Source organism: Paenibacillus sp. A3, from assembly GCF_001399685.1.
Classification (GTDB): domain Bacteria; phylum Bacillota; class Bacilli; order Paenibacillales; family NBRC-103111; genus Paenibacillus_G.
Window position 1 is genome coordinate 54,699 of record NZ_JTHN01000182.1, and the last position, 23,218, is coordinate 77,916.

Here is a 23,218-nt window from a genome sequence, read left to right on the forward strand (position 1 = left end):
CGGAGATGATCCGCTCTTTTTCGTTTGTTTGCGGAGATGTAAAAGGAGCGGCGCCGTGAAACGGGTATGGATTTGGGGAACAATAGGAATTGTTGCAATGGTGGCCGGAGCCGGGACAGGGTTTGGTTGGTATGTCACCCGCTCGCTTCAGCCGATGCCGGCTGCGGAGACGGAGCAGCGCATCTCGCTGCCGCCGGGCGCCGGAACGGGGCAGCTCGTGGCCGAGCTGGAGAGCAAGGGCATTATTCGCAGCGCCCGCGTTTTTACGTGGTACTTGAAATACAAGCAGGAAGGCGGCCGCTTCCAAGCGGGCGAGTACGCCATGACGCCCGGGCTGTCGCCGGATGAGATTATCGACCGCCTGAACCAGGGAGATACGGTTAAAGAAGTCGGCATCCGGCTGACGGTGCCTGAGGGCTTTACCGTGCGTCAGATCGCGGAAAAGCTGCAGCAGCAGGAAGGCATTGACTTGAAGCAGTTCACGAATCTTGTCCAAAGCTACAAGGGGCCGGAAGGCTCCGCAGCCGCGCAAATTCCAGCCGATGCGTCCTTGCGGTCCCGTCTCGAAGGATATTTGTTCCCGGAAACGTACGAATGGAAAAAGGGTACGAGTCCGCAAGAGATGATCGAGACGATGACGCAAGAGCTCGACAAGAGGCTTGGGCAGCTGCCGCAGGATTGGAAGCAGACCTTGGCCCACCGCGGCTTGACCGTACATCAGATGCTGACGCTGGCCTCGCTCATTGAGCGCGAGGTTGTTGTCGAAGACGAGCGCGCGCTCGTCAGCGGCGTTATTCATAACCGCTTAAAGCAGGGCATGCCGCTGCAAATCGATGCGACCGTGCAGTATTTGTTCGACAAGCCGAAGGAACGGCTGTTTGAGAAGGATTTGCAGATCCAAAGTCCTTATAATACGTATTTGAATAAAGGGCTGCCGCCCGGACCAATTGCCAGTCCGAGCCTCGCCTCGATCAAAGCGGCGATTTATCCGGCAGATACCAAATATTTGTTTTATGTAACCAAAAAGGACGGAAGCAAGGCGCATTTGTTTGCGGAAACGTTCGAACAGCATAAGAAGAATATCGCGGAGAGCGCCAAGAGCGCCAAGCCGTAGCTTTACAATGTGAGGAGAAGGTGAGCAGGGCACATGAAAAAACCGGAACTGTTGATTTCGGCCGGATCATCGGCAGAAGCGGAGCGGTATATCGAGGCAGGGGCGGACGCCGTCCTCGTAGGCGAGCACCGGTTCGGCTTGCGGCTGCCGGGGGAAGTGACGGCAGAAGAGCTGGCATCGCTCGTTTCATGGGCGCATGAACATGGAGCGAAAGTATACTCAGCCGTCAACAATATTATGGACAACGACTTGCTGCCTGAGCTGGAAAAGTATGTAGGCCGGCTGCAGCAAGCGGGCGTCGACGGCATCGTCTTCGGCGATCCGGCCGTACTGATGGCTGTTCGCGGCTTCGCACCCGGCATGCGTTTGCATTGGAATGCGGAGATGACCTCCACCAACTACGCGACGGCTAGCTATTGGGCAAGCAAAGGGGCGGCCCGCATGGTGCTGGCCCGCGAGCTGAACCTGGAGGAGACTCTGGAAATTGCGCGCCAGCTTGAAGGTTCGATGGAAGTCGAAGTTCAGGTTCACGGCATTACGAATATATATCATTCGAAGCGGAGCCTGCTGACCAATTACAAGGAGCATCAGGGGCGTCCGCAAGAGCTTGAAAAGCTGGAGCTCGATAAAGAGGAAGGATTGTTCCTGATCGAGCAGGAGCGGCCGAACGAACGATATCCGATCTACGAGGATGCGAACGGCACGCATATCATGAGCTCGGACGACATCTGTATGCTGGATAGCCTGCACGAGCTGATGGAAGGCGGCATCGACAGCTTCAAACTGGAGGCGCTCCTGAAGTCGCCGGAGTATAATGAAGCGGTTGTGCGCGGTTACCGGCAAGCAATAGACGCATATATGGCGAATCCGGACGGCTACGAGTTTCAAGAGGAGTGGCTGGATGCCATCCGCGCGCTGCAAGACGAACGGCGCGAGCTGACGTACGGATTCTTTTTCAAAGAGCAGGTTTATTAATACGATCTGAAGATATAAGCGAGGTGGAATAGAATGACATTGTTGAAGCAAGAGCTGCTCGGCAAGCGAGTGCGGTTCGAGAAACCTGAGCTGCTCGCGCCGGCCGGCAGCTTGGAAAAGCTGAAGTTCGCCGTTCATTACGGGGCGGATGCGGTTTATATCGGCGGGCAGCAATACGGGCTCAGGTCGAACGCGGACAACTTCACCTTTGAGGAAATGCGGGAAGGGGTCGAGTTTGCGGAGAAATACGGCGCGAAAGTATTCGTCGCGACGAATATTTATGCCCACAATGAAGATTTGTCGGGCCTGGAAGATTATCTTCGCGGCATTCAGGATGCCGGTGTGCATGCGATTATCGTGGCGGACCCGATTATTATCGAGACGTGCAAGCGCGCGGCTCCGAAGCTGGAAATTCACCTGAGCACCCAGCAGTCCACGATGAACCGGCAGGCCGTGCAGTTCTGGAAAGAAGAAGGCATTGACCGGGTCGTGCTTGCCCGCGAGGCAACCATGGAAGAAATCGTCGAGATCAAGACGCACGTCGATATGGAGATCGAAGTGTTCGTCCATGGGGCGATGTGCAGCTCCTATTCGGGACGGTGCGTGCTGTCGAACCATTTTACGGACCGCGACTCGAACCGCGGCGGCTGTTCGCAGTCCTGCCGCTGGAAATATGATCTGTTTACTACCGAGGAAGAGCTGAACGGACCGCAGATCGGCATTAAGGAAATTCCGCTGTTCCAAGCGGGCGACAATCCGTTCTCGATGAGCTCGAAGGATCTGTGCATGATCGAGCACGTTCCCGAGCTGATTCGCGCCGGCGTCGACAGCTTCAAAATCGAAGGCCGTATGAAGAGCGTTCACTATGTCGCCACGGTCGTCAATGCATACCGTCAGGCCATCGACTCGTATTTTGCCGATCCGGAGCATTACGAGATGAAGCCGGAATGGCTGTATGAGATTCAGAAAGCGGCTAACCGTCCGCTCAATACCGGGTTTTTCTATGACCGTCCGGGGCACGAGGACCACATCTTCGAGCCCGAGGACAAAGCGGCTCCGTACGATTTTGTCGGCGTTGTGATGGGTTACGACGAAGCGACGCAGACCGCGCTCATCCAGCAGCGGAACCATTTTAAGCCAGGGCAGGAAGTGGAGTTCTTCGGTCCGAAGGGCACGTTCTTCAAGCAGGCGGTGGGCGAGCTGCAGGATGAAGAGGGCAAAATTCTCGACGCTGCGCGGCATCCGCTGCAGCTCATCCGGATGAAGGTCGAGCAGCCGGTCCGTCCCTTTGATATGATGCGCAAAAAAATGAGAAATTCGTAAATGGCCGCGGCATAGCCACTGCTTGACGACGCTCCGTCCCTTGGGACGGGGCTTTTTTGCATTTGCAGGAGATTTATCCCGGTGCGCATAGTCGGCCCAATGACCTAATTATGCGTCTTTGGTCATGTGATCGTATTTTTTGTTTAAATATCTATAACATTTTACCTACTTGGTCCCGATATAGATAAAGATACTCTTTTTTATTAAATAAAAATTTATATATTTCGTAAGACGATTATGAATTAAGGCGGTGGAACTAATATTTTTTCGATCGCAATCCAATGAGCTAAAGGGATTTTGATATTTCATGTCGAATACCAAGATTAACCGGTCAAATGCTTGCATACTTATCAAACTAATACATATCTAGGTGGTGTTTCCTGTGAAGGATCAATGGTCTTCACTTAAAGCCAGCCTGCAAAAAGCCGGCAAATCGTTGAAAAATGGGCGCTCCAATTCGTCCGACCCGAATCATTCCGGAGGTTCGCGTGCTTCTAAAGTCATGGATTCGCTTAAAGAAGTAGGTCTAATGAACTTGTTAAGGTCGGTAGGGGGCAAGCTGTTCCTTATCTTTTTTATCAGCATCTTGTTTTTCGTGTTGACCGTAGGTCTGACTTCTTATAACATCTCCAAAGGCGTTATTCAGAAAAAGGTGGCCGATGCGTCGGAAGGCACCATTACGCAGGCCGGGCAAAAGCTCGATCTGCTCTACGCCACGTATGAAGACTTGTCGATGCAAATTTTGCTGGACGAAGATTTGAAAAAGCTGCTTGCGGATATGGATTCCGTGAACAAAAACAGCTACGATTTTCTCCAGCTCCGGCAGAAGCTCGGCGACAAGCTGAACGTTTATTCGTACTCGAATAAAACGCTTAAATCAATCTATCTGTTTAAAGCAAGCGGAGAACCTGTAGCTTCGGCCGGTTCAGCGATGAGTAAGGAAAGCCTGGCGCAGGAAGATTGGTTCAAGAAGATCGTCGAAGGCAACGGCAAAGCGACTTGGCTGGAATCCAGAGCGAAGGGCTACTCAGATTCGCTGGGCAATGCGGGCACAGCTTCGTTCGGTCTGGGCCGCGTGCTGAAGAATACGACGACCAATGCCGTGCAGTCCGTGCTTCTGCTGGAGATTAACTTGGAAGCGGTCGGTAAGGAGCTCAGTCAAATCTCAATGGGCGAAGGCGGTAAAACGGTCATCGTCACACCTGACATGAACTACATCTATAACCAGGACGTTGCGGTGCTTGGCAAGCCGAGCGAGCTGGGGGTAACGAAGGAAGCCTTTACGGAAGACAAAGGAAACCTACAAAACAGCAGCCGCGACATGCAGCTCGTTTATTTCAAATCGGCCAAAACGAATTGGCTCTTGATCGGTGCAATGCCGGTGGCGGAGCTTGTGAGGGACGCAGGAGTCATCTTCGGCATGACTTGGCTGATGGCTTTTGTGGCGATGATTATCGCGGTTGTGATCGGATACTTTATCGTACGAATGATCGGCCGTCCCGTCGTTCAGCTCCGCAACTTGATGAAAGAAGGAGAGCAGGGCAACCTGAAGGTGCGGATGACCGTCACGAGCCAGGACGAGATCGGGCAGCTTGGGCAAAGCTTCAACCAGATGATGGAAAAAATTACGACGCTGGTGCAGCAGACGAATCATTCCGCTCAAGAGGTACTGCAAACGGCGGGGAGCTTGTCGGACGCTTCGAAGAAAACGGCTACCTCGGCGAAAGAAATCGCCGTCGCTACGGAAGAAATCGCCAGCGGCGCATCCAGTCTGGCTGTGGAGTCCGAGCGCGGCAACGAGCTGACTCACAATATCGGCATGCAGATGAAAAGCGTGGTCGACGCCAACATTGTTATGGGCTCCTCAGCTTCGGAAGTTCAAGCGTCGAGCAAGCAAGGGATTGAATATATGTCCGAGCTGATCGGCAAAACGAACGCAACGGAAGCGATGACCCGTTCGATGGTCGAGAAGGTCGATAACCTGAAGGAAAGCACCCGCTCCATCCGCAAAATTTTGGACGTGCTCAGCAACATGACGAAGCAAACGAACATTTTGTCGTTGAATGCGACGATTGAAGCGGCCCGGGCCGGTGCGGCGGGGAAAGGCTTCATGGTCGTTGCGGACGAGATCCGCAAGCTGGCTGACCAATCCAGACAATCGATCGCGATCGTCGGTCAAATTACCGAAACGATCCAAAAGGAAATTGACGAGACGGTTAACGTGCTTTCACAGGCTTACCCGATTTTCCAAGAGCAAATCGAATCCGTGAAAGAAGCCGATTCGATCTTTAAGCAAGTCGATTCACAGATGGGCGAATTTATTGAACGGTTGTCCGAAGTAACGGAGTCGATCAGCGAGCTCGAAGCGTCGCAGATGGTGCTGAGCGATGCGATGTCCAACGTCAGCGCTGTGGCCGAAGAATCGTCCGCGACTTCGCAAGAGGTGGCATCCTTGAGCTCGGAGCAAATGAGCATCAGCTCCGGTCTTGTGAAGCTGTCCGACAGTCTCGAAGAGCTGTCGAATTCGTTGAAGGAACAGCTGTCGAAATTCCAGGTTTAAAGTTTGTTGATACGGCGTCTTCTCCATTCGGGGAAGGCGCTTTTTGTTTGGATCGTTTGCGGTGGGAGCTTCCTGACCATACTTGTATCATCATACAAAAGTGCTGGCGGGTGCTCGGGATGGACAACGGAACAAAGCTGCAAAAGAACCGGATTTTTATCGTATTGCTGCTGGTTATCGGGATTTTGGCCGCTTGGAATTTACGGTTGTTCTGGATTCAAGTGGCGGCCTCCCGCAGCTTGACGGAACGAAAGATCGACTTGGTGGAAAATTCGGTCATTCAGCGGGCTCAAGGACTTGTGCTCGATAGCGGACGGGGCGATTTTACGGACCGAAACGGCGTTCCTTTGACGGGAACGGCGCAGAAGGTGTTGGTCGTTTTCCCCATCCACGAAGAAGAGTCCGCAGGAATAGATACGTCTAACGCAATGGACCGGGTGGCAAGTATCGTAAACGCTCCGCTTTCCGCTTGGCAGTCCTTTGTCCGCCAGTTGAAAGGTCCGGCCATTTGGTCCGTGTCCGGCCGTCCGGTCCCTTTGACGGGCGCTCAGGCGGCCAAGATCGAGGCTTTAGGTCTGAAATCCGTCCGGGCGATGACCTTCAAGCAGCGCTACGCCGAGCGGCAGCTGGCAAGCCAGGTGCTTGGCTTCATCGGGCAAAATCCCGAACGGATTACGCGGCAGTTCACCGACCAATTTCATAAAGGAGAACTGCAGCTCACGAGCAAAATCGGCAATTCGGGGCTGGAAAAAACGTTTGAGCCTTGGCTGCAAGGCATCGGGCCGTCCTCCGTCTCGCTTTTTACCGACGGCTTGAAGCGTCCGCTTCCCGGACTCGATACGCGCCAAATCGCTCCAAGCAATCCGTATTATCCGCTTAAAGTCGTCACGACCCTCGACTCCGGGATACAGCGTCAAGTCGAACGGACCTTGGAACGTTTGCGCATAACGGAAGGCACCGTCGTCGTATTGGACATTCGGAATGGGGATACGGTCGCGATGGCCAGCACGCCCGCATTCCAACCGGATCATGTCGATCTGGCCCAAGGAAACTGGAGCAACAAGGCATTGAAAGCGGTCGCCCCCGGATCGATTTTTAAAATCGTGACTGCCGCCGCTGCCTTGGAAGAGAAGGCGGTTAAGGCGGACGAAACGTTCGAGTGCACAGGAGCACTTGGCCAATACGGCTTCACCTGCTGGAAGAAGGATGGGCACGGTAAGCTTACGTTGGAAGAAGGCTTCGCCCAGTCATGCAACATCGTGTTTGCGAAGGCGGTGCAGCGGCTCGGGGGAGACCAGCTGGCGGCTTACGCGCACAGGCTCGGGCTGGAAATGCCTGTCGGCTGGAGCGGAGACGTGCCGCACCGGAAAGGCTTTCGGCAATGGGATGCCGAGGAGCAGGGGCAAATCTATGCCGCTGCTTCGGACAAGCCGGACGAAGGGGTGCTGGTACAGACAGCCATCGGCCAGCGGGACGTATTAATGACGCCGCTGCAAGCGGCTAACTTGATCGTGACGCTGTATAATCAAGGGAAGGTAGCGTCGCCGCGAATCGTGCGTGAAATCCGGTTCCGGAACGATCGGTTATACCAGTCGTTCCCGCCTCATGAGCTTGAGCAGGCTGCTAAACCTATCAAGCCGACGACGGCGAAGCGTCTGCTCGGTTGGATGGCCGCGACGGTGGAGCACGGCACCGGGAAGGCGCTGCGTTCGGCGAAATGGAGCTTGGCCGGGAAATCGGGGACGGCGCAGGTCAAGTTAAAAAACAGACGATCCGGCGAAAACCATTGGTTTATCGGCTACGGTCCTGCGGAACAGCCTCGCTATGCCGCAGCGGTGCTCGTCCAGAACGTTCCGGAAGGGAGCAGCCACAGGGCGATCCCGCTTTTTAAGGAAGTGATGGATATTTTGGCTGACAGCTCGAAAAGTAAGAGCCGATCATGAGGAGATTTATTGGAGGGTATTGCGAGAGGCTGCGTTTTCGCGAGATGTACGGCGAAGACTCAGCCTTTTTTTCATTGAGGTTAATGATAGGTAGAGGAGTGAAGCGACGGAATCAAAATCGAGAAACAGGTGCCTTTGCCTACTTCACTCGTCACGTCGATTCGGCCGTGAATGTTTTGAATGGCCCGGTAGGTGACCATCATGCCAAGGCCGGTTCCTTTGCCGCGGGTGGAATAGAACGGCGTGCCGAGCCGTCCGACTTCATCCTGCGTCATGCCGATTCCTTGATCGATAATGTCGATGCACACCGTTTGATTTTGCAGCACGCCGACGATTTGCAGCTTTCCTCCGCCGGGCATCGCTTCAATGCCGTTTTTGCACAAATGCATGATGCACTGCGCGAACTTATCCGGATTGGCGCTGATCATCAGCTTGTCCTGCAGCTGCGTTTCCACCGATACGCCCCGAAGGTCGGCGTACGACTGCAGCGTTTGGACCGTTTGTAAAATAAGCGGCTTGGCGTCCACCAGCTCGATCTCTTCCAGCTGGGGCTTGGCGAAGGATAAGTAATCGTTAATGATCGCCTGCGCTTTATCGACTTCTTCCAAGACCATCTGGCTGTAAATTTGCCGTTTGTCCTCCGCCAAGTCGTTTTGACGCATCATTTGCACGAACCCTCGGGCGACCGTCATCGGATTGCGGATTTCGTGGGCGAAGGAGGCCGCCAGCTCGCTCAGCATATTCATTTTATCGTTATGCTGCAGCTGCTTGCGCAATTCGATATTTCGCTTGATCTGCCTGATGATATAGACGACAAGTCCGGCGGTAAACGAATGGATGAGGCTGAACAAAGCGAAAAACAGAAAAAAATATCCAGTAACTGGAATGTGCTCCAACCATAGCGAGAACAAGGCGACAAACGCCGTAATCAATGACAAAACGAATCCCAGTCCGGCCGCTGTCGCGGTATTGAGCAGCCGGGCCGCATCGGCGATCCGGCGTTTGCAGTACCACAGCAGGATGAGATTGAAGCCAATGGAAATCGGCAGCGTATGAAGTCCGTACCGTTCCGACTTCCAGTAGTAAGCCATAATGATGGCGGCTACGCCTAGCGCCGGCAAGGGGCCGGCATAAAAAAAGCACAAGGCGAGCGGAATCAAGCGGAAATCGAACAAATATCCGGGGGAGAGCTCGAACGGATGCATCATGCTGACCAAAGAGGCGACCGTGCAGATGACGGTAACGATGATCTGATTCGTACGCACGTTCACATGCTGCAGACGGTCAATCCAAAACAAATGATACAGCATGACCGGCGTGATCACGATAAGCATGTTTAACAGCAATTGGTGGAGCAAGTTCAATGTCATCACCTTTTGGCAGCGTGTTTTGAGAAGCCTCTCCGGCCTAAGCTGGCAAGGATTTAATACAATTTGCGATAGTAGTCACATGTCTCTTTCAGTCCGTCGCGCAGCGAATAACGCGGCTGCCAGTCAAGAAGCTGTGCAGCGGCTGTGTTGTCCAATCGGCTATGTACGATGTCGCCAGGTCGCGGAGCCCTATATTCCGGCGCAAATGTTGTCCCGCACAACTCGCTCATAAGTTGTAATAGCTCTTTAACCGAGGTTTGCTCGTTACAGCTTACATTGAACAAGCCACGGCTGCCTTTTTCCAAAGCGGCCATATTCGCAGAGACGATGTCTTTAACGTAGATGAAGTCGCGGGTCTGTTCACCGTCGCCGAAAATGACCGGCTGCTCGCCCCGCAGCAGCTTGTCCACAAAAATGGATACGACGCCGCCTTCGCCTTTTGGATCCTGTCGGATACCATAGACATTTGCATAACGCAGAATGGTGTAATCCAAACCATACAGATGAGAGAACGCTTCAATGTAATGCTCCGGTGTATGCTTCGAGATACCGTAGAAAGATAGCGGCCGCAACGGGTGGCGTTCGTCTACGCCCAAATATTCCGGAGTTCCGTAAACCGCAGCCGACGAAGCATAAATCATCTTACGAACGCCATGATTACGGCACTGCTCAAGCAGAGCGATCGTTCCCAATATGTTAATTTTTGCGTCGAACATCGGTTTTTGAATTGAGGTCTGCACATCGATTTGCGCAGCGTGATGAATGACGATCTCCGGTTTCGTTTCGGCAAAAATCTCGGCGATCTGTTCGTCCAAAATATCTACTTCGTAGTAAGAAGCTTGTTCATTCAAGTGGTCCCGGTTGCCGGTAGACAGATTATCGATCACAAAAACACGATGGCCAGCTTCTAACAACGCATCTACAATGTGAGATGCAATAAATCCTGCACCGCCAGTTACCAAAATATTCATGTAAAAAACCTCCATCAATTTAATTTCGTTCATTTGATGTGCTGCGGTTGATCACGTGGAAGACGGACGTTCTTCATAAAGAACGATCTCGCAAATATGGCGTAAGCTAGGCTTTGGCTGGAGCTGCGCCTTTCAGCGGCACCGTCCAAACGGCAGATTCGATCCATGAACGGTCGGAGAATTCCCGTCCTTTGACCACAACCTTGTCCCGGTAAACCTGCACGTACATACCTTGCGCAGGAGATTTGGCTTTCCCGTCGGCTTTCGGGCGCGTTTTGCCCACCGAGGCGTTGTTGAACCAATGGAACGCGTTCTGCCGGTTGTAATGATCCTCGCCTTCGAAATTGCGGTGAGAATGCCCGGACAGCACGAACACGTTGCGGTACGGCTCAAGAATGGCGCGGAACCGCTTGGCGCGGATCAATCGGTGCGAACCGCCGTCGGCACCGGGCTCGGGCAAGGGCTGGTGAATAAAGACGAAAGCCGGACGTCCGTCCTTGTGCACTTTCATCGTTTCCGCAAGCCAAGCGAGCTGTTCGTCAGAATACCATGCGCCTTCGCCAACCTCCGGCTTTTCCTGCACATAGACTTCCTGCGACAGTAAAATCAAATGAACGTCGTTGACCCACACATCGAAATAAGGCTTCTCGTAGCCGAAAAACTTCAGGAACCGCTCTCTCGACATGGCGTCGGTCTTGCCGTTCGGCATCGTTTCCGTAGAAAAGGCACCCTCGGATGTCAGCCAAATATCATAATAATCGTGATTCCCCATATTGGCGTAAACCGGAGGCAGCTTGTAAGCGTCCATGACCGCCTTCAACCGCTTGTATTCAATCGTTCGGCCGAAATCGGTCAAATCGCCGCCGAGTACGATCGCATCCACATCGGATTCGAACGAGCTGACGTCCTTCAGCGCCAAATGCAGTTTTTTTTCCAGCGAGACGACGGCATACGAGATATGCAAATCGCTAAGCAGGAAAAAGGAGAGAAGCAGCGTGGGGTCTGCGGCTTGGCTGCTCGTCTTGCCTTTCGGTTGGGCGCTCTCGGCGGCGTTGGCCGTAGGCAAGGTTGCTACGTTCGGCGCCTCTTTTTCCAGCAGGCGGGATACGGCGTATCCGCCCCCGGAAAGCACGGCAAGGAAAGCGAGCATGCGCTTGACAAATTGTCGTCTGGACATCATATGGGGCATTTCCCTCCGGTGTGTGGTTCAAAATAGCTATTCTACCATTATATCGGACGGTTTGTAAAAATAAAATATGCGCAAGGAATGGAATTAGCGTCGGAAAAATCCTTATTTTTGTGCAAATCCGAATTACCTTCCTGCATGTGCGCGGCTCGGCTTCTTCTCTATAATGAGGGCATCGTCATACTTCACTTCCTGGGAGGGAAAAGAAATGAGCCGTCCAACCCCTGTTTTGTTAACCGATGAACAAATGAGAACGTTTATAGCCGAAGGCTTCCTGATCCTGCAAACGGATTTCCCTGAATCGTTTCACCTTGCGCTAACGGATCAGTTGAATCACGTGTACGAGCAAGAGGGGAATCCGGGGAACAATCTGCTGCCGCGCATTCGCGAACTGCAGAAAGTATTCGATCATCCGGTCGTTACGGGAGCGCTTACCAGCGTTCTGGGGCCGAATTATATGCTGCACGCGCACCGTCACGGACATTATAACGCTTCTCCCGTGGCCGGAGGCTGGCATAAAGACAGCTATTGGGGCTACAAAAGAATGCGCAATCATCATCCATGGTGGGCGATGATTATGTATTTTCCTCAGGACACGCCCGTAGAGCTTGGACCGACAGGCATCATGCCCGGCACGCAAAATTACGAGAGCCGGACCTTCGAAGCGGACAATCCGGAGGGGGAGGCGGTAGCGAGCGGCAAAGCGGGGACTTTTGCGCTGATCCATTATGACATCTGGCACCGGTCGACCCCGAATCTTCTTGGACGGCACAGGTATATGCTCAAGTTCGAGTTCATGCGGACGGAAGCGCCGCAAGCGCCGAGCTGGAATTGCCGGGAAGCCGAATGGAAACGGCCTGCCTCATTCAGTACGTCGATTGTGAAGCATGAAACCATGTGGCAAGAAACGTGGAATTGGTTATCCGGCCGGCTGGGGAGCTTGGCGGAAACTCTCGATTCGGAAGCGGGAGCTATTCAAGAGACAGCGACAAAACTGGAAGATCCGTACGAGCCGCATGCTTTGAACGCCGCATACGAGCTTGCAGGCATGGGCTCCGAAGGCGTAGAAGCGTTGATGCGCGGTCTGCATCACGATCATGTGAAGGTTTCCTGCACGGCGGCTTATGGCTTGGCGGTTGTCGGGACCGAAGCGGTCGCGCCGCTAGAACAAGCGCTGGGCAGCGACCGGGACGAGACGGTCGTCCACGCGGCCTATGCGCTCGGCGAATTGAGGCACTTGGCGGCCCAAGCCGTACCGTCACTGGTCAAGCTGCTCGATCATCCGTCCGCCCCGGTCCGGCAGACGGTCACCGAAACGCTCGGGATGATCGGCACGCCCGCGGACCACGTTGTCTCCGCCTTGATTCGCTGCCTTCAGGATGAGGACGCTCAAGTCCGCTTCATGGCCGGCTTGGCATTGTGCCGCGTCGGGGCAGCCGGGGAAGCAGCGGTGCCGCAGCTTGAAAAAGCGCTGGACGACGACAATCGTTACGTTCGGGCGCACGCAGCCGAAGCGCTGCATTACATCGGCACCGACTCGGCCAAGGACGCGCTGATCCGTTTCCTGCTCAACTCCCGCTGGTGTCCGACAACGACGCCGCAGAGCACCTTTTATCCTTGATCGCTTTTGTTCGATCCGACCTCGTCCTTCAAATGCGGGATGAGGTTTTTTGTTATTAAGGTGAACAAATGTTCGTCAGGCAGTTGAGAAAGAGGTTTCTGCCTAAAATAGAGAAACATAGGGAAGTAGATACCTCACCCACTCGTACACCTCTATTACCTCAATTCACCACTTTCTCAACAAGCTCGAGAACTAACGTTCGTAGTACTAGCGGAAGTTAGTACTTCCTTTTCCTCTCGGACGGGATATACTTGAGGTATCAACACTCGCACAAGATATTACGCAAACAAGGGGTGTGTTCCGATGAGCCGAAAGTGGTTGGAGAAAGAAACCCCGATTTGGGTGGAGCGGGGCATCGTTACCCGCGAGCAGGCAGATCAGCTTCTAAGCATGTACGAAACGAAAAATCATGCCGTCGGTCTGCTGCCGATCCTCGGAAGCATTTTGGTCGGACTGGGCATTCTCAGTTTTATAGCAGCCAACTGGCAGGATATCCCGCAGCTTGTCCGCCTTGCCATGATCGTGCTGCTGATGATCGGTTTTTACGCCGGAGGCGAGCTGGCGCTGCGGCGCGGTCACGATAAGCTGGGCATCGCGCTGATCAGCCTCGGGGTTGTCAGCTTCGGTGGAGGCATCGTGTTGATCGGCCAGATGTTTCACTTGGTCGCTTACAACGCGGGAACGTTTATTTTGTGGGCGTGCGCGGGAATGGTCGCGACCTTTATATACCGCAGCCGTTACTTGTATTTGCTAAGTCTGCTTCTCTTTGATATCGCCCAATGGTACAGCGTAGCAGAATTCGATTCCTTCAGCTATACCGCGTTCGCGCTTCTGGCTGCCGGCCTCGGGTTTTACGGCTGGAAACGGCGTCATCCGCTGCTGATCTGGTGCTTCAGCTTCAGCGTAACAGTGCAGGCGCTGATGTGGGCGATCGCCTCGGACGTGCCGTTCCTCTGGATGTTTATCCCGGCCATGGCGCTTTACGTCCTCGGCGATTGGCTGAAGGACGAACGTCACGGGGGCTATGCGCTGCAGACGGCTCCGCTTGCCGCAGCATTTATTTTCGCGGTCTTCTTGGTGATGATCGGACACGAAAGAGGGGCTGTCGATGACGGCTGGCTGCTTGCTTCACCGCTCTATTACTTCGGGGCGCTCCTCCTTCTCTTTGCCGTCTCGCTGGCCGGCAAGCTGCGAAACGGCCGGGCGTCCAGCGCCTTCGAATGGATTTTGCTCGCACCGTTCGTTTACTTGCCTTCCGGCGTCGACGTCTTGTACCTGCTTGCACTGTTTTTCTTCTCGCTGTACGTGCTGTGGCGCGGCTATGCCGAGGAATGGAGGTTCAAGATCAACTTCGGAACGGTTCTGTTCATTTGTAGTACGATGGTGGCATACGGCAAGCTAACCTGGGACTTTATGGACAAATCGCTGTTTTTCATTCTTGGAGGCTGCATATTGATCGGCCTGAGCTGGTTCCTGAACCGGCGGAAGAAACGGTTTTTCGACGATACGAAGGAGGGGAACGGACATGTCTGACAAAGCTGTTACCGGCGGCAGAAGGCGTTCGTTGCTTACGGCCGGCATCGTTCTGCTGCAGGTGCTTGTGCTGATCGGAATCGCCCTTTCCTTCTACACGATTAGCTGGTTCGGAAAGGACATCCGCGTACGAACGGTCCCGGTGGATCCGCGCGATTTGCTGTACGGCGATTACGTGACCCTCGGCTATGACATCAGCCGTCTCGATCCCTCTCTGTGGAAAGACACGGCACGGAAGCCGGAGAAAGGCCAACCCGTCTACGTGGTATTAAAACCGGGAGCGGACGGCATGGCCCAGCCGGTGGCCGCATATGGCTCGAAGCCCGCGGTGCAGGAAGGCGAGGTCGTGATGAAAGGCCGGATTGACAATCGTTGGAGCGAAGAGATTTTCGTCAAATACGGGGTGGAAAAATACTACGTGCCCGAGGGGACCGGCAAATCGCTTGAAGATAAGGCCAGCCGGTTAATCGTGCACATGAAAGTCGCCCCGTGGGGCCAAGCGAAAATCGAAGGGCTCGAAGAGCGGTCGTAGTGCCGCGGCGATGATAAGATATGAAAAAACTCGGCTTCCCGCAGACCAGGGGAAATCGAGTTTTTTGCTTTTTTGCAGCTGAGGCAGGGATTTAAAGCTCCGAGGGTTCCGGCAGATGGCTCAGCTTATCCGGATTGTTAACGAAATACATCGTCCGGATCCGCATACCTTCGAATTCGAACAAGATGGCGATGCGGGAGCGGGAGCCATCAACCAATAGCCCGGCTCCGCCATTGAACGAAACGGGGACGCTCCGCGTCAGCACGGTGCCTTTGGACGCTATGCCGAGCAGGAAAGCTGCGATACGGTCTGCGCCGAGAATCGGCCGGAGCGCCGCGCGCACCTTGCCTCCGCCATCGGAGTACAGGACGGCATCCTCCGTCAGCAGGTGGATGAACTGAAGCACGTCTCCCGAGCTGACTGCCTTCAAAAAGCTTCGGACGAGCGATTCCGACTCCGGGAGGCGGGGCTGAGGGGGGCAGGCCTCCGCGGAATGCAGTTTTTGCTTCAAACGGCTGTATGTTTTACGGCAGGCGGCTTCGCCTTTGTCCAGCATTTCGGCGATTTCCTTATAATCGTAATCGAACGCTTCGCGCAGAACGAAAATCGCCCGTTCAACCGGGTTCAGTTGCTCCAGCAGCAGCAGAAAGGCAAAGGAAATGTCGTCGTTCCGGGCCGCCTGCAGCAGCGGATCTTCCTTGTCCGGAGTTTGCAGGGGCTCGGGAAGCCATGGCCCGACATACACTTCCCTGCGGGCGCGGGCCGATTTCAGCTGATCGATGCAGCGGCGGGTAACGGATTTGCACAAATAGGCCTTCGGGTTCTGAATCGCGCCCGGGTCCGTGCGGGATACGGCCAGAAACAGATCGTGGATGATATCCTCCGCTTCGGATACCGACCCCAGCATCCGGTATGCGATCGAAAACAACAGCGGTTTATACTCGGTATACCAGTCTTCCAACGGAAGCTGCGTCATTGGCGGATTCTCCTTTGCGGTAAACATCGAACTGCCGCTTCGGCAAGGTTCGCTCATAAGAAAATAAGACGAGATGGCGGGCCAGTTTGTGACCAGTCTTTTCCATTGTAGCACGGATCGCTTTCCGGCGGCAGAGAAACCGGGTACTTGCAACGGCCGCCGGACCCTTTTAGAATGGGGGTAGCTTAGACGAGCCCGCGAAGCGGATCGGGAAAGGAGCGGGTTAGCCGCTATGGACAAGCAAGAGATGACGCAGCCGCAGAAGAACGGGCTTTCGGATCTGCTGCTGTTGGACCGTTCGCAAGACGTAACGGAGCAGGACGTGCTGTATCCGTTTGCGCTGGAGGAGCTGCTGTGCAAGCATGTGGGGGAAGGCGGGGCGCCGCTGTGCCATCTCTGGCGTCACCCTCGCGCGTTTGTTATGGGGCTGCGGGACAGCCGGCTGCCCGGGGCTGCGGAAGCGGCACGGTACTTGGAGGCGCAAGGCTACAATGTCGCCGTCCGCAATTCGGGCGGCGCGGCGGTGCCGCTTGATCTGGGCGTCGTCAACGTGTCGCTGATTATGCCGAAGCGCCGGGCGGGGGAAATCGACTTCCGCGACGATTTCGAACGGATGTTCGAGCTGATCCGGCTGGCGCTTCAAGCGACCGGATGCGAAGTGCGCAAAGGGGAGATTGAAGGGGCCTACTGTCCCGGAGATTACGATCTGAGTATCGGCGGCCGCAAATTTTGCGGCATCGCCCAGCGGCGGCAGGCTCATGCGTACGTCGTGCAGGCGTTCGTTATTGCCGAGGGGGCCGGGGCGGAGAATGCGCGGCAAGCGCGCGAATTTTACGGGCGGGCTTCCGCCGGCGTGCAAGATATCGATTTTCCGCGGGTGACGGCCGACAGCATGGCCAGCTTGGAGGAGCTGACCGATCTGGGCGACGGCGCGGCACTCAAGTTCATCGAGGCGGTGAAGCGGGTCGTGCGCGAGGGCCAAACCCCCGAAGGAATGGAGCGGGCGGCAGCGGGACTGTGGGTCCCGGAAGCCTCCCGGGTGCGGGAAATGGCAGCCATGCTCCGCGAGCGTTACGGCATTCGCGGGAAGGAGTCCGGGGAATAAGAGGCTCTGTAACGGATTCAGGTCAAAAATCGCTTCAGCATGCCCGGCAGTTCGTTTTGCCAGAAGCCCCAAATGTGTTTTCCCGGCTTTTCTTCATAATGCAGCGAACAGCTTCTCGTGACGAGGAGCTGTTTTGTTTTGCGGTTCGCATCGACGAAATCGAATGTCCCGCGCTCCGTCGTCACTTCCGTCTCGTCGAGCCCGATGACCATGGACAGCTTCAGCCACGACAAGTCGTCCTCGGCTTCGATCCGCTCCTGCGTCGATTGTAAAAATGCGCCGGACAAGGATATAACTTGGCAAAAAAGGCTACGATAATCTAAGGCAAGATGCAGCGATACGGTGCCTCCGAGCGAATCGCCGGCCAAGATCCGCTCGTTCAAATCGGCGCGAACCGGGTAATGATCTTCTATAAACGGGATCAGCTCCTCGGCAAAAAACGCGCAGTAAGCGGCGAAACGCTCTCCCTCGGGCGCGTACTCGGAAGTGCGGACCGTTTTGTCCACATCTACGCCGACGATGATGGCGGGCTCCACATTATCATCGAAAATAAGCCGGTTCATCGTCGTGGCAATGCGGCCGAAATTAAAAAAATCTTCGCCGTCCTGGCAATAGATGACAGGATATGACAACAGCTCGTTGTAGCCTGGCGGAAGGTAAACGCGCAAGGATCTTTCCTGCCCGAGCGCGCTGGAAAATACGGTTTCTTTTACGATGGTACGCTTGTAGTACAAGCTGTCGTCCATGTGACAAACCTCCCAGTGTATTATAATAGTTTTATGGATTTTATTAATCTGTATTATTATTTTTTATAAACTGTTATATACGTCTAACCGAAAAGAAATCATATTTTACAAGTATGTTCTTGTGCAATTCACTAAAACAGGTTTATAATAATACTATAACAGAAACACCCCAATTTCGACATCCCTTCAAAATCTATCGCTGAGGTGAATATGGAAATGAGCAAGCCTTATGTTGTGGGCGTACAGGAAGTACAGCCGTTGTCCGTTTTGGGCACCGACGGTACCGTTACGAATCCCGAAGCTATGCCGAATCTGACGGATGACCAATTGAAAGAAATAATGCGCCGCATGGTGTTCACGCGTACGTGGGACCAACGCGCTGTCAATTTAACGCGTCAAGGACGCCTCGGATTTTATGCGCCGGTTTCCGGTCAGGAAGCAACGATGGTCGGCAGCGAATTCGCGCTGAACAAAGACGATTTCATCTGCCCGGGCTACCGCGACATGCCGCAAATCGTATGGCACGGTCTGCCGATGTACCAAGCGTTCCTTTATTCGCGCGGACATCAGCACGGCGGACAAATTCCGCAAGACGTGCACGTTCTTATGCCGCAAATCATCATCGGCGCGCAATATTTGCATGCTATGGGCGTGGCGATGGCGTTCAAACAGCGCGGGGAAAAACGCGTTTCCATTACGTACACCGGCGACGGCGGTTCGTCTGAGGGCGATTTCTACGAAGCTATGAACTTCGCGGGGGCGTTCAAGCTGCCGGCGATTTTCATGGTGCAAAATAACGGCTACGCGATTACGACGCCGTTCTCCAAGCAAACGGCTGCCCTTTCCGTAGCGCACAAGGCGGTTGCTGCGGGAATCGAAGGCGTACAAGTCGACGGGATGGACGTGCTCGCGGTGGTGAAAGCCGTTCAAGACGCAGCAGAGCGCGGCCGCAAGGGTGAAGGAGCGACGCTCATCGAGGCGATAACTTACCGGTTCCTGCCGCACTCCATGTCCGGTGACGACCCGTCCAAATACCGCACGAAAGAAGAAACGGCTGAATGGGAGCTTAAGGATCCGCTGAACCGCTTCCGCGCGTACCTCGTTTCCAAAGGCTTGTGGTCCGAAGAGGAAGAAGCCAAAGTCGTCGAGGATGCGAAAAACACCGTTGCCGAGCAGATCAAAAAGGCCGAGGAAACGGAAAAAATGACGGTGCCGGGCTTGATCGACAGCATGTTCGAAACGACGCCGCAGCATTTGGAAGAGCAAAAAGCGGATTACTTAGCGTAAAAGGGGAGGAACTTTCAGCCATGGCTCAAATGACAATGATTCAAGCGATCAAGGACGCGATGCGAGTCGAGCTCCAGCGCGATCCTAACGTGGTCATATTCGGGGAAGACGTAGGTAAGGTCGGCGGCGTATTCCGCGCAACGGAAGGTCTGCAGGCCGAATTCGGGGAGAACCGCGTATTCGATACGCCGCTTGCGGAATCCGCGATCGGCGGGATGGCGGTCGGGATGGCCCTTCAAGGCTTCCGTCCAATCATGGAAATCCAGTTTGTCGGCTTTATTTTTGAAGCGTTCGACCAAATCGCCGTACAAGCGGCGCGCATGCGCTACCGCTCCGGCGGCCGTTACAACGCGCCGATTACGATCCGTACGCCTTTCGGCGGCGGCGTTAAAGCGGCGGAACTGCACACCGACCCGCTGGAAGGGCTGATGGTGCAAACGCCGGGGATTAAAGTTGTCGTGCCTTCCAACCCTTACGATGCGAAAGGGCTGCTCATTTCGGCGATCCGCGACAACGATCCCGTATTCTTCATGGAGCATCTGAACTTGTACCGCTCGTTCCGCGCGGAAGTGCCGGAAGGCGAATATACGGTACCGATCGGCAAGGCGAACGTCGTTCGCGAAGGTTCCGACGTCACGATCATTACTTACGGCGCCATGGTGCACACTTCGCTCAAAGCGGCCGAGGAGATCGAAAAAACGCGCGGCGCGAAAGTCGAAGTTATCGACCTGCGCACGCTGATGCCGCTGGACATCGACACCATCGTCGAGTCGATCAAGAAAACGAACCGTGCGATCGTCGTGCAGGAAGCGCAAAAAACCGCGGGTATCGCCGCGGAAGTGATCGCGCAAATCAACGAGAAGGCGATTCTGCATCTCGAAGCGCCAGTGCTGCGCGTAGCGCCTCCGGATACGGTTTATCCTTTTGCGCAAGTCGAAGATCAATGGCTTCCGAATCCGGCCCGTATCGTCAAAGGCCTGAATCAAGTATTGGATTTCTAATATTTTACTAAGACGCAAGGACGGTGAGCGACCGATGGCAAACTTTGAATACCGCTTTCCCGAGCTGGGCGAAGGCATCCACGAAGGCGAAATCGTGAAATGGCACGTAAAACCCGGCGATACGGTAAATGACGAAACAATCCTGATGGACGTTCAAAACGATAAATCGACGGTGGAAGTACCTTCTCCGGTAGAAGGGAAAATCATCGAGCTCAAGGTTTCCGAAGGTACGGTATGTACGATCGGCGACGTGATCGCGGTCATCGAAGTGACCGGCGAGGTGCCACAGCAGGCCCATGGCCACGGCGAAGCGCCGAGCGCTGCGCAGACGGCGACTCCAGCGGCAGCGCAAGCGGAAGCTTCGGCTGCGCAGGGCGGCGCAGATGCCGAGTGCGCGGTTGGCGGCGCCGTAGCGGCGAACGTGAACGCCTCGAAGCTGGATACGCCGATGGCCGGCGGAGCCCAAGCGGCTGGCAGCGCGGGCGAAGTGCTCGCGACGCCAAGCGTGCGTAAGCTGGCGCGCGCCAAGGGCGTCAACATCGCGGAGGTTACCGCGACAGGCAAGAACGGACGCGTGACGCGCGAAGACGTGCTCGGCTTCGTTTCCGGCGGCGGTGCACCGAAAGCGGCTGAGGCACCGGCGACAGCGGCTCCTGCAGCAAGCGCGGCGACGCCTTCCGCAGCAGCGCCGGTCAGCGGCGACCGCGAGGAAGAGCGCGTACCGCTGAAAGGTATCCGCAAGGCGATCGCGAATGCGATGGTCAAGAGCGCTTATACCGCTCCGCACGTGACCCTGATGGACGAAGTCGACGTGACCCGTCTCGTTGCGCTGCGCGAAAAAGCGAAGCCGGTTGCCGAGAAGAAGGGCGTCAAGCTGACCTACCTGCCTTTCATCGTGAAGGCATTGGTGGCGGCGTCCCGTCAATTCCCGGCGATGAACGCCATGATCGACGAAGAGAAGCAGGAAATCGTCTACAAAAAGTACTACCATGTCGGCATCGCGACGGATACGGACAACGGTTTGATCGTACCGGTCATCCAGGACGCGGACCGCAAAAATATTTGGACCATTGCCGGCGCGATCAAGGATCTCGCAGTACGCGGCCGCGAAGGCAAACTCGGTCCGAGCGAGCTGAAAGGCTCCACGATCACAATTACGAATATCGGCTCCGCCGGCGGCATGTTCTTTACGCCGATCATCAACTTCCCTGAAGTGGCGATCCTCGGTACGGGCCGCATCAGCGAGAAGCCGGTCGTCAAAAACGGCGAAATCGTCATCGCTCCGGTCATGGCGCTGTCGCTCAGCTTCGACCACCGCATTATCGACGGGGCTACGGCTCAAAACTTTATGAACTATATCAAGCAGCTGCTGGCAGATCCGGAACTGCTTGTCATGGAGGTGTAATCCGAGATGGTAGTAGGAGACGCATCGGTTGAAATTGACGTTCTGGTCATCGGGGCCGGTCCCGGCGGCTATGTAGCCGGTATCCGCGCAGCGCAGCTTGGCAAAAGCGTGCTGATCGTGGACAAATCCGAGCTTGGCGGCGTGTGCCTGAACCGTGGCTGCATTCCGTCCAAGGCGCTGATTTCCGCGGCGCATCATTTTGAAGTGATCAAGCATGCCACGTCGATCGGGATTTCTGCGGAGAATGTGACCGTCGATTGGGCGAAGATCCAAGAGTGGAAAGACGGCATCGTCAAGAAGCAAAGCGGCGGCGTAGGGATGCTGCTGAAAGGAAATAAGCTGCAAATCTTTAATGGCGAGGCGCTGTTCATCAACGAGCATGAAGCGCGCGTCTTCAACGATAACGAAACGGCGCGTTACCGTTTCAACCACTGCATCATTGCGACCGGCTCCCGTCCGATCGAGCTGAAGGCGTTCCCGTACGGCGGACGCATTCTGTCCTCGACTGAAGCGCTGTCGCTTAGCGAGCTGCCTAAGAGCCTTGTCGTCATCGGCGGCGGCTATATCGGTATCGAGCTGGGACAAACGTATGCCAAGTTCGGCGCGAAGGTGACGGTGCTGGAAGGCTCCGACTCGATCCTGCCGGGCTTCGAAAAAGAACTGTCGCAGCCGGTAGCGCGCAACCTGAAAAAGCTCGGCGTCGAGGTCGTCACCGAGGCGATGGCTCAAGGCTGCGAGCAAACGGACAAGGATGTAACGGTAACCTACACCGTTAAAGGCGAAGAGCATAAAATCACCGCGGACTACGTGCTGGTTACCGTCGGCCGCCGTCCGAACACCGACGGCGACTTGTCGCTGGAGCTTGCAGGCGTACAGGTCGGCGAACGCGGTTTGATCCCGGTCAACGAAAAATGCCAGACGAACGTTCCGCATATCTACGCGATCGGCGACATCGTACCAGGCATGGCACTTGCTCACAAAGCTTCGTATGAGGCGAAAGTGGCGGCAGAATCCATTGCCGGACTGCCAAGCGTTGTGGACTACAAAGTCATTCCGGCCGTCGTCTTCTCCGATCCGGAAATCGCCGGCGTAGGCCTCAGCGAGACCGAGGCGAAAGCCAAGGGCATCAATGTGTTCACCGGCAAGTTCCCTTACGGGGCGAACGGCCGTGCGCAATCGATGAACGTTACGGACGGCTTCGTGAAGCTTGTCGGCGACAAAGACACCGGCCTTTTGATCGGGGCACAGGTGGTCGGCGCGGAAGCTTCCAACCTGATCGCGGAGCTGACGCTCGGCATCGAGATGGGCGCTACGCTGGAAGACATTGCGATGACGATTCACGCGCATCCGACGCTTGGCGAAATCACGATGGACGCCGCCGAAGGCGCGCTCGGCCATCCGATTCACCAGCTCGGCAAAAAATAAATCCGTATATCCAAAAACCGAGGCGATACCGGCTTTAGAGCTGCGACGCCTTGGTTTTTTTATTTCAAAATTTTTTCAGACGGTTGATTTGAAACTATATGCCTACTCCCAGAGGCATATTTACTTATAGGCATTAAAAGGTAAT

Annotated in this window: 18 protein-coding genes; 13 read left to right on the forward strand and 5 right to left on the reverse strand. The window is 55.1% G+C overall.

What is annotated here, in order from left to right; all coding sequences use genetic code 11:
- Nucleotides 1-55: 55 nt before the first annotated feature.
- From mltG to QJ48_RS25840, 5 genes are all read left to right on the forward strand, one after another.
- Nucleotides 56-1,114, forward strand: coding sequence for an endolytic transglycosylase MltG (mltG, locus tag QJ48_RS25820; RefSeq protein ID WP_054976275.1), 1,059 nt, complete (start codon nt 56-58; stop codon nt 1,112-1,114).
- A gap of 33 nt (nt 1,115-1,147) precedes the next feature.
- Complete coding sequence (locus QJ48_RS25825) at nt 1,148-2,089, forward strand: peptidase U32 family protein (RefSeq protein WP_054976276.1); 942 nt, start codon at nt 1,148-1,150, stop codon at nt 2,087-2,089.
- Nucleotides 2,090-2,122: 33 nt separating this feature from the next.
- Nucleotides 2,123-3,412, forward strand: coding sequence for a U32 family peptidase (locus QJ48_RS25830; protein ID WP_054976277.1), 1,290 nt, complete (start codon nt 2,123-2,125; stop codon nt 3,410-3,412).
- 382 nt (nt 3,413-3,794) lie between these two features.
- Nucleotides 3,795-5,972 carry a methyl-accepting chemotaxis protein gene (locus QJ48_RS25835; protein WP_054976278.1) on the forward strand — a complete coding sequence of 726 codons (2,178 nt, stop codon included), beginning with the start codon at nt 3,795-3,797 and terminating at the stop codon, nt 5,970-5,972.
- Nucleotides 5,973-6,091: 119 nt separating this feature from the next.
- Complete coding sequence (locus QJ48_RS25840; RefSeq protein WP_054976279.1) at nt 6,092-7,915, forward strand: penicillin-binding protein 2; 1,824 nt, start codon at nt 6,092-6,094, stop codon at nt 7,913-7,915.
- 80 nt (nt 7,916-7,995) lie between these two features.
- Here QJ48_RS25840 and QJ48_RS25845 read toward each other — a convergent pair whose 3' ends face one another.
- The 3 genes from QJ48_RS25845 to QJ48_RS25855 form a co-directional block, all read right to left on the reverse strand.
- Nucleotides 7,996-9,273: an ATP-binding protein gene (locus QJ48_RS25845; RefSeq protein ID WP_237763066.1), complete on the reverse strand. Its 1,278-nt coding sequence runs from the start codon at nt 9,271-9,273 to the stop codon at nt 7,996-7,998.
- A 65-nt stretch (nt 9,274-9,338) separates the two neighbouring features.
- Nucleotides 9,339-10,256 (reverse strand): NAD-dependent epimerase/dehydratase family protein, encoded by a 918-nt coding sequence (locus tag QJ48_RS25850; protein WP_054976280.1) that lies wholly within the window; start codon nt 10,254-10,256, stop codon nt 9,339-9,341.
- A gap of 106 nt (nt 10,257-10,362) precedes the next feature.
- Nucleotides 10,363-11,436: a metallophosphoesterase gene (locus QJ48_RS25855; RefSeq protein WP_054976281.1), complete on the reverse strand. Its 1,074-nt coding sequence runs from the start codon at nt 11,434-11,436 to the stop codon at nt 10,363-10,365.
- 214 nt (nt 11,437-11,650) lie between these two features.
- Between QJ48_RS25855 and QJ48_RS25860 the strand changes: the two genes are divergently transcribed.
- The 3 genes from QJ48_RS25860 to QJ48_RS25870 all read left to right on the forward strand — a co-directional run bounded on the left by QJ48_RS25860 (nt 11,651) and on the right by QJ48_RS25870 (nt 15,128).
- Entirely contained in the window at nt 11,651-13,063 is a 1,413-nt protein-coding gene (locus QJ48_RS25860) for a HEAT repeat domain-containing protein (RefSeq protein WP_054976282.1), read from the forward strand.
- 303 nt (nt 13,064-13,366) lie between these two features.
- A complete protein-coding gene (locus QJ48_RS25865) occupies nt 13,367-14,596 on the forward strand; it encodes a DUF2157 domain-containing protein (protein WP_054976283.1) in 1,230 nt (409 codons plus the stop codon).
- Complete coding sequence (locus QJ48_RS25870) at nt 14,589-15,128, forward strand: GDYXXLXY domain-containing protein (RefSeq protein ID WP_082420685.1); 540 nt, start codon at nt 14,589-14,591, stop codon at nt 15,126-15,128. Before QJ48_RS25865 ends, QJ48_RS25870 begins: the two co-directional genes overlap by 8 nt.
- A gap of 91 nt (nt 15,129-15,219) precedes the next feature.
- Here the strand turns inward: QJ48_RS25870 and QJ48_RS25875 are convergent, their stop codons facing one another.
- Entirely contained in the window at nt 15,220-16,104 is an 885-nt protein-coding gene (locus QJ48_RS25875) for an RNA polymerase sigma-70 factor (RefSeq protein ID WP_054976284.1), read from the reverse strand.
- 232 nt (nt 16,105-16,336) lie between these two features.
- On the opposite strand from QJ48_RS25875, the gene QJ48_RS25880 reads away from it, so the two are divergent.
- Complete coding sequence (locus tag QJ48_RS25880) at nt 16,337-17,209, forward strand: lipoyl protein ligase domain-containing protein (protein ID WP_054976285.1); 873 nt, start codon at nt 16,337-16,339, stop codon at nt 17,207-17,209.
- Between the two features lie 17 nt (nt 17,210-17,226).
- On the opposite strand, the gene QJ48_RS25885 is transcribed toward QJ48_RS25880, so the two are convergent.
- Complete coding sequence (locus tag QJ48_RS25885; RefSeq protein WP_054976286.1) at nt 17,227-17,955, reverse strand: esterase family protein; 729 nt, start codon at nt 17,953-17,955, stop codon at nt 17,227-17,229.
- A 216-nt stretch (nt 17,956-18,171) separates the two neighbouring features.
- Here QJ48_RS25885 and pdhA point away from each other — a divergent pair, with 216 nt between their 5' ends.
- Genes pdhA through lpdA form a run of 4 tightly spaced genes read left to right on the forward strand, consistent with a single transcriptional unit; the run spans nt 18,172 to nt 23,073 of the window.
- Complete coding sequence (pdhA, locus tag QJ48_RS25890; RefSeq protein ID WP_054976287.1) at nt 18,172-19,242, forward strand: pyruvate dehydrogenase (acetyl-transferring) E1 component subunit alpha; 1,071 nt, start codon at nt 18,172-18,174, stop codon at nt 19,240-19,242.
- Nucleotides 19,243-19,262: 20 nt separating this feature from the next.
- Nucleotides 19,263-20,243 carry an alpha-ketoacid dehydrogenase subunit beta gene (locus QJ48_RS25895; protein ID WP_054976288.1) on the forward strand — a complete coding sequence of 327 codons (981 nt, stop codon included), beginning with the start codon at nt 19,263-19,265 and terminating at the stop codon, nt 20,241-20,243.
- 34 nt (nt 20,244-20,277) lie between these two features.
- Nucleotides 20,278-21,648 carry a dihydrolipoamide acetyltransferase family protein gene (locus QJ48_RS25900; protein WP_054976289.1) on the forward strand — a complete coding sequence of 457 codons (1,371 nt, stop codon included), beginning with the start codon at nt 20,278-20,280 and terminating at the stop codon, nt 21,646-21,648.
- A 6-nt stretch (nt 21,649-21,654) separates the two neighbouring features.
- Nucleotides 21,655-23,073, forward strand: a complete 1,419-nt coding sequence (gene lpdA, locus QJ48_RS25905) for a dihydrolipoyl dehydrogenase (RefSeq protein WP_054976290.1) — start codon at nt 21,655-21,657, stop codon at nt 23,071-23,073.
- Nucleotides 23,074-23,218 lie beyond the last annotated feature (145 nt).

Bases quoted from the DNA above. Each gene is read 5' to 3' on its own strand.
- pdhA (WP_054976287.1), top strand. From the start codon at position 18,172: ATGAGCAAGCCTTATGTTGTGGGCGTACAGGAAGTACAGCCGTTGTCC.
- QJ48_RS25830 (WP_054976277.1), top strand. From the start codon at position 2,123: ATGACATTGTTGAAGCAAGAGCTGCTCGGCAAGCGAGTGCGGTTCGAG.
- QJ48_RS25875 (WP_054976284.1), bottom strand. From the start codon at position 16,104: ATGACGCAGCTTCCGTTGGAAGACTGGTATACCGAGTATAAACCGCTG.
- QJ48_RS25895 (WP_054976288.1), top strand. From the start codon at position 19,263: ATGGCTCAAATGACAATGATTCAAGCGATCAAGGACGCGATGCGAGTC.
- lpdA (WP_054976290.1), top strand. From the start codon at position 21,655: ATGGTAGTAGGAGACGCATCGGTTGAAATTGACGTTCTGGTCATCGGG.
- QJ48_RS25870 (WP_082420685.1), top strand. From the start codon at position 14,589: ATGTCTGACAAAGCTGTTACCGGCGGCAGAAGGCGTTCGTTGCTTACG.
- QJ48_RS25880 (WP_054976285.1), top strand. From the start codon at position 16,337: ATGGACAAGCAAGAGATGACGCAGCCGCAGAAGAACGGGCTTTCGGAT.
- QJ48_RS25865 (WP_054976283.1), top strand. From the start codon at position 13,367: ATGAGCCGAAAGTGGTTGGAGAAAGAAACCCCGATTTGGGTGGAGCGG.
- QJ48_RS25860 (WP_054976282.1), top strand. From the start codon at position 11,651: ATGAGCCGTCCAACCCCTGTTTTGTTAACCGATGAACAAATGAGAACG.
- QJ48_RS25840 (WP_054976279.1), top strand. From the start codon at position 6,092: ATGGACAACGGAACAAAGCTGCAAAAGAACCGGATTTTTATCGTATTG.
- QJ48_RS25855 (WP_054976281.1), bottom strand. From the start codon at position 11,436: ATGATGTCCAGACGACAATTTGTCAAGCGCATGCTCGCTTTCCTTGCC.
- QJ48_RS25900 (WP_054976289.1), top strand. From the start codon at position 20,278: ATGGCAAACTTTGAATACCGCTTTCCCGAGCTGGGCGAAGGCATCCAC.
- QJ48_RS25850 (WP_054976280.1), bottom strand. From the start codon at position 10,256: ATGAATATTTTGGTAACTGGCGGTGCAGGATTTATTGCATCTCACATT.
- QJ48_RS25825 (WP_054976276.1), top strand. From the start codon at position 1,148: ATGAAAAAACCGGAACTGTTGATTTCGGCCGGATCATCGGCAGAAGCG.
- QJ48_RS25885 (WP_054976286.1), bottom strand. From the start codon at position 17,955: ATGGACGACAGCTTGTACTACAAGCGTACCATCGTAAAAGAAACCGTA.